Annotated in this window: 9 protein-coding genes and 1 pseudogene; 4 read left to right on the top strand and 6 right to left on the bottom strand. The window is 61.9% G+C overall.

The features are described from left to right. The 3 genes and pseudogenes from QZ189_RS08885 to QZ189_RS08895 all read right to left on the bottom strand — a co-directional run. Window positions 1-231, bottom strand: a pseudogene (locus tag QZ189_RS08885) (hypothetical protein); the annotation flags it as partial. Between the two features lie 7 nt (window positions 232-238). Then, window positions 239-1,108 (bottom strand): LysR substrate-binding domain-containing protein, encoded by an 870-nt coding sequence (locus QZ189_RS08890; protein WP_296421564.1) that lies wholly within the window; start codon window positions 1,106-1,108, stop codon window positions 239-241. 126 nt (window positions 1,109-1,234) lie between these two features. Further along, the gene (locus tag QZ189_RS08895; RefSeq protein WP_198001890.1) at window positions 1,235-1,408 is read right to left on the bottom strand and encodes a hypothetical protein; all 174 of its coding nucleotides are present in this window, start codon (window positions 1,406-1,408) and stop codon (window positions 1,235-1,237) included. Window positions 1,409-1,806: 398 nt separating this feature from the next. Between QZ189_RS08895 and QZ189_RS08900 the strand changes: the two genes are divergently transcribed. The 3 genes from QZ189_RS08900 to QZ189_RS08910 all read left to right on the top strand — a co-directional run bounded on the left by QZ189_RS08900 (window position 1,807) and on the right by QZ189_RS08910 (window position 4,112). After that, window positions 1,807-1,932, top strand: a complete 126-nt coding sequence (locus QZ189_RS08900) for a hypothetical protein (protein WP_010313076.1) — start codon at window positions 1,807-1,809, stop codon at window positions 1,930-1,932. Window positions 1,933-1,977: 45 nt separating this feature from the next. After that, window positions 1,978-2,406 carry a hypothetical protein gene (locus QZ189_RS08905; RefSeq protein WP_296421566.1) on the top strand — a complete coding sequence of 143 codons (429 nt, stop codon included), beginning with the start codon at window positions 1,978-1,980 and terminating at the stop codon, window positions 2,404-2,406. Between the two features lie 65 nt (window positions 2,407-2,471). Then, window positions 2,472-4,112: an alpha-D-glucose phosphate-specific phosphoglucomutase gene (locus tag QZ189_RS08910; protein ID WP_296418783.1), complete on the top strand. Its 1,641-nt coding sequence runs from the start codon at window positions 2,472-2,474 to the stop codon at window positions 4,110-4,112. Between the two features lie 6 nt (window positions 4,113-4,118). Here the strand turns inward: QZ189_RS08910 and QZ189_RS08915 are convergent, their stop codons facing one another. Both QZ189_RS08915 and QZ189_RS08920 read right to left on the bottom strand, forming a co-directional pair. After that, window positions 4,119-7,382 carry an efflux RND transporter permease subunit gene (locus tag QZ189_RS08915; RefSeq protein WP_010313089.1) on the bottom strand — a complete coding sequence of 1,088 codons (3,264 nt, stop codon included), beginning with the start codon at window positions 7,380-7,382 and terminating at the stop codon, window positions 4,119-4,121. Window positions 7,383-7,394: 12 nt separating this feature from the next. Continuing rightward, window positions 7,395-8,519 carry an efflux RND transporter periplasmic adaptor subunit gene (locus tag QZ189_RS08920; protein ID WP_247479548.1) on the bottom strand — a complete coding sequence of 375 codons (1,125 nt, stop codon included), beginning with the start codon at window positions 8,517-8,519 and terminating at the stop codon, window positions 7,395-7,397. 86 nt (window positions 8,520-8,605) lie between these two features. Here QZ189_RS08920 and QZ189_RS08925 point away from each other — a divergent pair, with 86 nt between their 5' ends. After that, on the top strand, window positions 8,606-10,789 hold the full coding sequence (locus QZ189_RS08925; protein ID WP_296421567.1) for an AAA family ATPase: 2,184 nt from the start codon (window positions 8,606-8,608) through the stop codon (window positions 10,787-10,789). A gap of 59 nt (window positions 10,790-10,848) precedes the next feature. Here the strand turns inward: QZ189_RS08925 and QZ189_RS08930 are convergent. Then, a partial coding sequence (locus tag QZ189_RS08930) for an alpha/beta hydrolase (protein WP_296421568.1) occupies window positions 10,849-11,391 on the bottom strand: 543 nt, incomplete at its 5' end.

Consider the following 11,391-nt stretch of genomic DNA (forward strand, 5'->3'; position numbering starts at 1 on the left):
TTTCCAGCGGCAATCTTGGTGAACTTGCCGCTCTAAATCGAGCAGCGTGCAATCCCCCTCCAGCTCCCATTCGCCCTCGGCTTTTCTGGCCTCCAAGCCAAAGGCCGCAGCAGCTCGCCGCGCCTTTCTGGACACCGAGGCCTGATCCAAGTTGAGCCGTTGGGCCACCCGATCACCGGTGCGCAGCCAGATCAGGTAATCCAGGCAATCCAGTTCATCGAGTCCAATCATTGGCCGCTCAACAACTGACCAGCTCAGGGCGAGACGCCGACAGGGACTGAGCACGCGCACGCAGCTGAGCCACGAGCTGCACAAAGGCGTCGCTGTCCGCGAAACGGCGCTTCACCACCAGGGAATCCCCCAAGGTCAGCCCTGTGGAGAGAGGCAAGGCAACCTTGGCCCCAGCAAAACAGGCCACGGTGTGGGGGCTGCCGTAGCTGATGGTGAGTTGATCCTCGGTGCGCCCCTCCCAACGGCGCGGGTCATGGCGCGTCGTTCCCACTGGAGTGCGCGCTAAACCCAAGCCCTTCAGGTGCTGCTGCATCTTCGGAAACGCACCATCGGGCAGGGAAAGGACCGGGAATCCCCGCAAATCCTCCAGGGTCAAATCGCCTGGTGACTCCAGCAGAGGGTGTGCAGGATCCACCAAGAAATAGGCGGGGTAACGGCTGAGGGGGACCACGACAAACCTGTCGTCGTCTTCCGGCAGATCGGGATGGCAACCGATCCAGACATCCAAGATCGACTGGCTGAGCAACACCATGGGATAGGGAATCCCCATGAAGTTCGATCGACCGCAGACCCAAGGATCAGAGAGACCCTCGAGATAGGGCGCCCCAGCCCCGTAGATCCCGTCAATGCGCAGGGCATCGTTCCGTTGCCAGCGAGCGAACTGATGCACCTCCCTCTCGGCATTCAGGAGCGAGAGATCCCCATCCAGGCTCCACTCCCCCTCGAGCTTGCGGGCATCCAGGCCAAGGGATTCGGCGACAGCTTTCGCGTTACGGGAAATGGTGGATTGACTGCAGGAGAGGCGAAGCGTGGCCTCCTGACCTGAGCGCAGCCAGATCAAGTAATCCAGGCAGGACAGACCAAACGGGTCAAACATGAGTTGAAGCCCAGGGCTCGACTGGCTGCCTCAAGTCAGTTCCCCAAGTCCATCGTTGGAAAACCTAGAGATCGCCTGGCCCCCGTTAGTACCGGCAGATACAAAACGATGGCGGACCCAAGGCTGCTAGCCCCGCCGCCAGCGCCAAAGCCCCCAGAGGAGCAGGACCAGCAGCATCCAGGGCAGCAGGGCACGGAGCAACAGCGCTGCCAGCAGCAAGGCCACCGCAGAGACAGCAACGCGCTTGGTTAAAGCCTTGGCCTCATCGGTCATGAAGCGCCAGCGCGGCAGAAGAGGCATCGCTCCCACGGCAATGGAGCCTCCCTTTTAGCCAGGGGCCATGAAGAAGGGCGGCCTGTTGACCGCCCTTGGCACCCGAGCGCCCGAACAGGGGCGTTCTGTTGGTGTCTGCTGCTGTTTTAGGAGTACTCGCAAAGCAACACCATGAGTAAAAGAACCGGTCTCTTCAACATCCTGGGCAATAAAAAAGACGCTGGCCCCCCAGCGCCTTCAGTTCCCCATCCCCATCGGAGATGCACACACGTTATGGAGCAGATCTGCGCTGCGCTATCGGTATAAACACCGGCTTTCAACAGTCCTAGGAACAGAGTCTCTTCCAACTGTTGAAACCAAAGCAGAGCTTTTGAGCCCTGCCACGCAGAGCCGCGTTACTTGAGAGTGACCCCGCTGCTCTAGCCATGCGGATCCAACGCAAAGGGCACTATCTGCTGTTGTTCTGGCAGAGCAAGCAGGACGGATGGATCAACACCCTGATGATTGATCTGCTGCATCCCACGCGCAGCAAAAAAATGGTTCTGGGCTAGGCGCCGCGATTTCGATCCAAGATGGATGCCAGTGAGCCCGGCCCCATGGTGTCCCTGCGTCAGCTGCTGCCCCTGCCCATTGCCGCTGCTGCAGTTCTGAGCGGCGGAGCGGGGCTGGCGGCTGACCCCTACGTTCCCTTCCCCAGCGAAGAGAGCCTGAAGGAGTTGCAGCTGATCACCATCAGCTGCGCCCGCGACAACAGCGCCGCCAGCTGCTCACGGTCCCGAGAGCTCGCCGATCCACTGATGGATCACCCCCGACTTCCCGCCAGCTGCAAGGACCTGCTCTGGAGCATCCTTGAGAAAGCCAAACCCGCCGCAAGCAACAGCTATCAACGGCGGGAAGCCTTAAGCGATCCAGCCCAGCGCCTGCTTTTGGTCTGCCGCAGCCTGGAGTTGGCCAAGCCCGAAGCCAACCAGCCCCAAGCCCCTGACAGCCAGAAGAAGAGCGGCTTTGGCTTTGGCGGGAGCTAGTTGCGCCGCATCACCTCTGGAATCAAGAACATCGGTCTAACTTGGTGCCCCCTCGGCTCTCACCGATGACCAGCGGCGTGCGGCAGATCGCTCTCGAGACCCCTTTCTCCGATCAAAAACCAGGCACGTCGGGGCTACGCAAGAGCAGCCGTCAGTTCGCAACGCCCCACTACCTCGAGAGCTTCATCGAGGCGATCCTGCGCACGGTTCCCGGGATCCAAGGCGGCACCCTGGTGGTCGGTGGCGATGGCCGCTTCGGCAACCGTGAAGCCATCGGTGTGATCACCCGCATGGCCGCCGCCCACGGTGTGGGCCGCATCATCACCACCAGCGGCGGAATCCTCTCCACCCCGGCCGCCTCCAACCTGATCCGACAGCACCAGGCCACGGCCGGCATCATCCTTTCGGCCAGCCACAACCCCGGTGGTCCCGACGGTGATTTCGGAGTCAAGGTCAATGGCGCCAATGGCGGTCCGGCCCCCGAATCCCTCACGGACGCGATCTACGCCTGCACCCAGACCCTGGATGGCTACCGCATCCTCGAGTCCGCGCCGGTCGACCTTGATGCCGTCGGCCAGCAGACGGTGGGAGATCTCCGCCTGGAGGTGATTGATGGGGTTGATGACTACATCGCCCTGATGCAGAAGCTGTTCGACTTCGATCAGATCAAGGCGCTGATTCAAGACGACTTCCCGATCGCCTTCGACGCGATGCACGCCGTCACGGGCCCCTACGCCACCCGACTGCTCGAGGGCCTGCTGGGGGCACCGGCAGGAACAGTCCGCAACGGCAAGCCCCTGGAGGATTTCGGCGGCGGCCACCCGGATCCCAACCTCACCTACGCCCACGATCTGGCCGAGCTCCTGATGGAGAGCGATGCCTATCGCTTTGGTGCGGCCTGCGATGGCGATGGCGACCGGAACATGATCCTGGGCAACCGCTGCTTCGTGAACCCCAGCGACAGCCTGGCGGTGCTGACCGCCAATGCCACGCTGGCGCCGGGCTATGCCCAAGGGCTCTCGGGCGTCGCCCGCTCCATGCCCACCAGCGCCGCCGTGGACGTCGTCGCCAAGGAGCTCGGCATCGCCTGCTTCGAGACACCCACCGGCTGGAAGTTCTTCGGCAACCTGCTGGATGCCGACCGCATCACCCTCTGCGGTGAGGAGAGCTTCGGCACCGGCAGCAACCACATCCGCGAAAAGGACGGACTCTGGGCCGTTCTCTTCTGGCTGCAAATCCTGGCCAGCAAGCGCTGCTCGGTGGCCGAGATCATGGATGCCCACTGGAAGCGCTTCGGCCGGCACTACTACTCGCGCCATGACTACGAAGCGATCGCCAGCGAGAAGGCCCATGGCCTCTATGACCGCCTCAAGGGCATGCTGCCCTCACTGGTGGGCCAGGACTTCGCCGGCCGCCGCATCAGTACGGCCGATGACTTCAGCTACAGCGATCCGGTGGATGGCTCCCTGACCACCGGCCAGGGCCTGAGGATCCTGCTGGATGACGGCAGCCGCGTTGTCTTCCGCCTCTCCGGCACCGGCACCCAAGGCGCCACCCTGCGGCTCTACCTCGAGAGCTATGTGCCCAGCAGCGGTGATCTGAACCAGGATCCCCAGACCGCCTTGGCCGACCTGATCACTGCAGCCGATGCCCTGGCTGAAATCAAGACCCGCACGGGCATGGACCGCCCGACCGTGATCACCTGATCAGCCCTAACCCCGTGCCGTTGGAGCGCCAAACCAGCGCTCCTCCAAGTTTTTGATGGCGACATAGAACGGCGGAACCACCCCAAGCGACAGCACCGTGGCGACCAATAGGCCACCAAAGATCACGGTGCCGAGGGACTGCTGGCTGTTGGCTCCCGCCGTGGTGGCCACCACCAAGGGGAAGAATCCCGCCAATGAGGCGATGGCCGTCATCAAGATCGGCCGCATCCGCGACTCAGCTGCGGCAATGGCAGCCTCGCCGTAGGACATCCCCGATTCCAGATGCTGCTCGGCGACCTCGACGATCAGGATGCCGTTTTTCGCGGCCAAACCAATCAAGGTCACCAAGCCCACCTGGGCATAGATATTGAGATCAATCGAGCGCAGGGAGAGGAACGCCAAGGCGCCGAGCATCGCCAAGGGCACCGTCATCAGGATGATCACCGGGGTGACGTAGCTCTCGTACTGGGCGGAGAGCACGAGATAGACAAACAACACCCCCAGGCCAAAGACCAACACGCTGGCGCTGCCGGCCGAGAGCTGTAGAGCGGCAATCCCCGTAAAGGCATAGCCGATGTTGTTGAAATCAAGGGCCTTGAATTGTTGTTGGATCGCACTGAGCGCCTGACCAGAACTCTTACCCAAGGCCTGAACACCCTGAATCAAGACCGTTCGGTAGAGGTTGTAGTGGCTGATGACCGGCGGTGCACTGGAGAGTTCAGACGAGGCGAACTCCGAGACCTGCACCAACTTGTTGTCGCGGTTGCGTACGTAGTAGCTCAGGATGTTCTCCAACCCCTGGCGACCGGCGGGCTCGGCCTGGACATAGATGTTGCGCACCTGACCACTCTCGTAGGTCAGACCGGAGTAGTTACCACCCGCCAAAATGGCGATCGTCTGCATGGCCTGCTGAAAGTCGACATTCAGCGCACCCAGAATCGATCGATCGATCTTCAGTCCAAAGGCTGGAGCACTTGGAACAAACTGGGTATAGAGGTTGGAATAAGCACCGCTGGCCTGACCCTGGCTGACCAGTTGCTCCGCCAGTTGATCCAACTGGGTGAAGGTATAGGCACCATTACTGAGGTCGTTGAACTGGAAATAAAAGCCCCCTTGCGCCGAAAACCCTGGGATGGCTGGGGGTTGAGAAGCCGCCGCCAGGCCACTGCTGAAGCGGGACAACTTGGCATTCAGGCGATCAACAATCGCCGGGGCTTTGTTTTCGGAGCCTGAGCGCTCATCCAGGGGCTTCAGCCCAAAGAAAAACAGACCTTGATCGGGGCTATTGCCGTTAAACCCAGCACCACTGATCACACTGCCTGCTGTGATGTTCTTCTCCTGCTTGAGCACCTCGGCGATCTGCATGCCCACCTGTTGGGTCTGAGAGAGGGACGCTCCGTTCTGAAGTTGGTAGATCCCCAGGCCATAGCCCTGGTCCTCCTCAGGGATGAAGGCCGTGGGCAGGGCATTGAAGGCAATGGCGGTGGTCACAATCCCAGCCCCCAAACCCATCAAGATCCAACGCCGGCGGTCGATCAGCCAGTGGAGGAGACGCCCATAGCCCTGCTCCAAGCGAGCAAAAAAGGCATTGAAGCGATCAAAGATCAGAGCCAGCCGACTGCCGGCAAAGCCAAACCCCGCAATCCCCACGACATAGGCCAGGGGGCCAAAGGAGGCGGCGCTGAATTTTCCAAAACCCAGCCCAATCACCAGACCAGCCACGGTCCAACGCCAGCCTTCTGGGCGCGGAGGCTTCTCAGTCTTCAAGATCAGCCCCGCCATCATCGGCGAGAAGGTCAGGGCGTTAAACGTCGAGATTGCGATCGAGAACGCGATCGTCAAGGCGAACTGGCGGTAGATGATGCCGATCCCACCGGGATAAAACGCCACCGGCACAAACACCGCCATCAGCACCAGCGAGGAAGCAATGATCGCTCCGATCAATTCGCCCATGCATTCGAGGGCGGCCTGACGCGGTTTCATTCCCTGCTCAAGGTTTTTGGCCACCGCTTCAATCACGACAATGGCGTCATCCACCACCAGGCCCGTGGCCAAGACCAGGCCCAGCAAGGTGAGTTGATTGATCGAAAAACCAAAGGCCTTCATGAAGGCAAAGGTGCCCACCAAGGAGATCGGAATCGCCAGGCTCGGAACCACCGTGGCGCGCCAGTCCTGCAGGAACAGAAAGAGGATCACCAGCACCAACACAATCGCCAAGCCCAGGGCATCGGTGACCCCTCCAACGGCGGACTCAATGAACTGCCCGACGTTGTAGATCTGCTGCACCGTCACCCCCGGAGGAACCTGAGCGCGGAACTGATCCATCAGGTTCACCACCGCCTCGCTCACCTGCAGGGCATTGCTCTCGGGGGTCTGATAAACGCCGACGGTGATCGCCGGGTAGCCATTGATATCACTCCCTTCCGTCGCAAAGGTGTTGAAGCCATAGGTGGCTTCTCCCACGTCCTGCAAGCGCAGCAGATTGCCCTGGGGAGAGCGACCAACGATCAACTGGTTGAGCTGATCAACCGAGACCAAGTTGCCATTGTTCTCCACCAAGATCGGATAGGTGAAGAGCTGATTTCCCCCCGCCGGTGGACCACCGACCAGGCCACCAATGGCGACGGAGTTCTGACTGCGAACAGCCGACACCACCTGATCAGCGGTCAGCTGGTTGGCCGTGAGCTTGTTCGGATCGACGAACAGCCAAAAGGCCGGGTTACTCCCGCCAAACAAGGTCGCTTGGGCAACCCCTGGAATGCGCTCTAGCTGGTAGTAGAGCTGCTCGTAGATCAGGCCATTGAGATAGGCGCGATCGAACTGCCCCTCCGAGGAGGAGACCTGATAAGCCAACAGGATCGAGGGGGTCGTTTGGATCACCGAGACCCCGGTGTTGCTCACCTGCGATGGCAATTGGGGCATCGCCAAGGACACCCGGTTTTGCACATTGACCTGGTCAATGTTGATGTCAGTGCCTTCGTCAAAGAAGACATTGACCGTGCTGGCACCGGTGTTGGTCGTCAGCGAGGAGATGTAGGCCGCTCCCGGCACGCCGTTGATCTGCTGCTCGAGAACGTTGGTGACCGCCTGCTCCGTCACCAGGGAGTTCGCTCCGCTGTAATTCGCCGTGACCTGGATCTGCGGTGGGGCGATGTTGGGAAGGTTCTCGATTGGCAGGGTGGGGATCGCAATCAGTCCCACCAGCACGATCAAGATGCTGCACACCGTGGTGAGCACCGGGCGCTTGATAAACCGATCCGAGAGCGACATCGCAGCTGCTCCCTAGGGCTTGCTGGCCGGAGCGATGGTCACGGGCAAACCCGTTCGCAGCAGAGCCGTATTGCTGACCACCACCTGATCCCCAGCCTTCAAGCCCGAACGCACGGGGTAGCGGTTGTGTTGGAGATCGCCCAGTTGAACCGACGTCTGCACCACGATTGGCGTCGAGCCGGGCATTGAGGCCAGCCGCTTTTTCTGTTTTTCGGGGACGGTCTTGGAGGCTTTGATCTTGGGCAGGGCCTCCGAGAGACGAACGATCCGATAGACAAAAGGCTGCTGGGCTTGCATCAACACCGCCGACACCGGGACCGAGAGGGACTGCTGGCTTCCGGTGATGATCCGGTTCAAGACGTACTGGCCCGTCTTGAGTTTGCCGGTGAGGTTGGGGAACGCCGCCTTCACCAACACCGTGTTGGGCGAAGAGCTGTTGCCGCTGACGCCGAAATAGGGAGAGATAAAGACCACCTTGCCGCTCCCCTCCACCGGCGGATTGCCCTGGGTGCGCAGCAGAACCTCCTGATTCAGTGCGACGCGCGAGGCTTCCGTCGCAGGAACATCCATCAACGTCCAGAGGGTGGAGTTATCAACAATCCCGGTAATCGCCTGCCCCTTGCGGACGTAATCGCCGAGCTTCACCGTGTCGAGATCGCCAATCTCTCCATCGATGGGAGAGGTGACGTACTTGTATCCCAGAGTGGCGGCATCGGAGCGCACCCGCTCGGCACTTTGAATCGCCTGGGTGACGTAAGCATCCCGCTGTTTGGTGGAAACAGCGCCCTGTTCATTCAAAAAGACGTAGCGCTCGGCATTAAGGCGGTCCTTGCGCGCCTCGGCCTTGGCCGAATCCAGTGCCGCGGTCTGCTGCACGTTGTCGAGCACCAAAATCGGCTCGCCCGCTTTCACCTTCTGCCCCTGCTTCACCAGGATCTTCACGACCCGGCCATCGGCCTCGGGCCTGAGCGAGACATCGGTGGTCGAGCTCAAGCGACTGATGACATCAATCGATGGATTGAACTCAGCCGAACCAATCGTTTGGACCTGAACGGCCGTCGGCTGGCGTTGGGGTTGCTTGGGCCCACAGCCCACCAACAACAGCAACAACGGCAGGGGAGCCAGCAGGCGCCGCACGACAGTGACTCAGGAATCCGCAACCTAGGGATGCTGAAGGGTTCTGTCCCGCGGATGATGGAGATCGACACCTCATTCGGCGCGGCTTGAGCGATCTCTTCAGCCATCACGGTGAGCAGCTGCGCCAGCACCATGCCCCCCTGGCTGATCGCCTCAGGCCCAGGAGCCTCGACGACTTTCAAGGCCAGGAGGAGATCCTCGGACCCGGTCGACTGCTGCGGCGTGCCATCAACGCCGACCGTGTCGGCAACCTGATTTTTTACGGCCCACCGGGCGTCGGCAAAACCACCCTGGCCCGGATCATTGCGGCCACCACCCGGGCCCACTTCAGCAGTCTCAATGCCGTCCTCGCCGGCGTGAAGGACCTGCGCCACGAGGTCGATGAAGCCAAGCGCCGGCTCGATCAGCACGGCCTGCGCAGCCTGCTCTTCATTGATGAGGTGCACCGCTTCAACAGCGCGCAACAGGATGCACTGCTGCCCTGGGTGGAAAACGGCACGGTCACCCTGATCGGAGCCACCACCGAAAACCCGTTCTTTGAGGTCAACAAAGCCCTGGTCAGTCGCTCACGGCTGTTTCGGCTTCAGCCCCTCGAGAACCGGCACCTGCATCAACTGCTCGAGCGGGCCCTGCGCGATCGGGAACGGGGCTATGGAGAGCGGCCCGTCCAGATCAGTCCTGAGGCCGCTGCACATCTCGTCGAGGTGGCCGGCGGCGATGCCCGCAGCCTGCTCAATGCGCTGGAGCTGGCGGTGGAGACGACGGAGCCCGATGGCGAGGGACAGATCGTCATCACCCTGGCCATCGCCGAAGAATCCATTCAGCAGCGGGCCGTTCTCTACGACAAACAAGGGGACGCCCACTTCGACACCATCAGCGCCTTCATCAAGTCCCTGCGCGGCAGCGACCCCGATGCCGCTCTCTTTTGGCTGGCGAAGATGATCGAAGCCGGGGAGAACCCCCGTTTCATTTTCCGGCGCATGCTGATCTCCGCCGGGGAAGACATCGGCCTGGCGGACCCCCAAGCCGTCGTGGTCGTTGAGGCCTGCGCCGCGGCCTTCGAGCGGGTGGGTTTACCGGAAGGCCTCTATCCCTTGGCCCAGGCGGCGCTCTATCTGGCCTCCACCGAAAAAAGCAACAGCCTGCTCGGCTTCTTTGACGCCCTCAAGAACGTCAAAGCCAGCAACCGCCAGGCGGTGCCGGCCCATCTGCGCGACGCCAACCGCGACGGCAAGGCCTTCGGCGATGGCGTCGGCTACCGCTACCCCCATGCCTACGCCGAGCACTGGGTCGCCCAGCAATACCTACCCAGCGATCTCCAGGGGCAGGTCTTCTGGCAGCCGGGAACCCTGGGTTGGGAAGGGGAGCGCCGCCAACGGCTGCAGCAGCGACGTGCCGCCCAGCTCGCCGCGGCCGTTGAGCATCAGCAGGAGCTGGGCGAGATGCTCAGCAGCGGTCCGGATGACCCCGAGCTCGAGCGCTGGATTCAACGGCAGTCCGGCAGCGAAGGGGAACGCCTCGATCGCCTCCGCCAGGAGCTCTGGGCTGATGCCCCTTGGCAACGGCATGACCGGGTACTCCTGCTCGAGGCCCGCTCCCTGCTCTGGGCCCTCGATCCCCTGCAGTGCTGCCCCGAAGGCGGTGTGGTGATCCACGCCGCCAGCAGCGCCGATCAAACGCGACTGGGCACACAACTGGAGGTTCTCGACAGCCTGGAGCGCCCCCAACTGATCCCAGACCTCAGCGCACTCGAGGGAAGCGGCCAACGCTTCGAATGGATTGCCAGCCGGCATCCGCTCAAACACAGCAGCCCCGAGGAACTCGAGGCCGCGGTTGCCGCCTTCACGGCACTCGCTGCACCGAAGGCCCGCCTGCGCCTGCTCTTCAGCCAGCCCCAGCTGGGTCCCGCGGGAGGACTGAAGCACGCGGGAACGCCCATCGATGCGTTGGCCGTCCTGCTGGAGAGAGTGATGGCGATCGAGCAGACCATCCTCAGGCCCCAACCCGAGCCCAACGCGCTCGAGGCCGCCCTGATCCAGCAGGGCTGGACCCTGGAGTGGAGAGCGTGGGAGGAACGGCTGGCACTACCGATTAACGAGGGATTGCTCGCCCGTTGGTTTGCAGCGGATGCCCCCTACCGCCAGCAGCTCAGTCAAACGCTCAGCCCAGCTGAGATCGATCGCCTCAAGGCCGAGCTCCAGCAACGCCTGAAGGGGACGCTGCCGCAGTTGCTGGAGCATCGACTCCTCAGCGCTCGCCGTTCGGACTAAGACGACAAAAAAGCCCCGGCATTGCCGGGGCTTTGGGATGGATCAACCGATCCGCTGGATCACCAGAGACCGCGCACGGGCTGCTTGACCGGCTCGGGAGCTTCGGCGGTGTAAGCCGCGATGCAAGCCGGGGTGTTCATGTACCAGCTGAGCAGCGAGGTGGCCTGCTGGCTGTTCTCGATGCTGTTGACATCACAGACCTTCATCGAGCCCTGGAGGCGCTGGTCGGTGGGGAGCTGCTTCATCATCCCGTAGCTCGACAGCTTGCCGTCGGCGGAGTCGAGAATGATGGCGCTACGCACGGCCTGCAGGCTGTTCTGCTGGCTGTAGTAGGGGGTGTAGTTGTTCTCCTGAATGCTCTCTTTCAGGAACTGCTCACCCTTGGGGGAATACAGGAAGCGAGCCACAGCGGCCACATCCACGGAGTATTCCTGCTGAAGACCAGCCTGGAGCTGATCTTTGGACCAACCGGACAGGTCGGAGAGGTTGCGAGGAACGGGGTTGTCGATCACCTCGTTACCGCCCAGGGGCAGCAGGGTGTTGGAGCGAACGAAACCGTTGCTCACCGTCCGGGCGGTCTGGGTGGGAAGACCGGAAGGCTG

It is taken from the genome of Vulcanococcus sp. CPBay_Sum15L08_68, assembly GCF_017855895.1.
Classification (GTDB): domain Bacteria; phylum Cyanobacteriota; class Cyanobacteriia; order PCC-6307; family Cyanobiaceae; genus Vulcanococcus.

What these genes read in the sequence shown, in the direction of transcription:
- QZ189_RS08890 (WP_296421564.1), bottom strand. Translation starts at nt 1,108, where the DNA reads ATGTTTGACCCGTTTGGTCTGTCCTGCCTGGATTACTTGATCTGGCTG.
- QZ189_RS08895 (WP_198001890.1), bottom strand. Translation starts at nt 1,408, where the DNA reads ATGCCTCTTCTGCCGCGCTGGCGCTTCATGACCGATGAGGCCAAGGCT.
- QZ189_RS08900 (WP_010313076.1), top strand. Translation starts at nt 1,807, where the DNA reads ATGCGGATCCAACGCAAAGGGCACTATCTGCTGTTGTTCTGGCAGAGC.
- QZ189_RS08905 (WP_296421566.1), top strand. Translation starts at nt 1,978, where the DNA reads ATGGTGTCCCTGCGTCAGCTGCTGCCCCTGCCCATTGCCGCTGCTGCA.
- QZ189_RS08910 (WP_296418783.1), top strand. Translation starts at nt 2,472, where the DNA reads ATGACCAGCGGCGTGCGGCAGATCGCTCTCGAGACCCCTTTCTCCGAT.
- QZ189_RS08915 (WP_010313089.1), bottom strand. Translation starts at nt 7,382, where the DNA reads ATGTCGCTCTCGGATCGGTTTATCAAGCGCCCGGTGCTCACCACGGTG.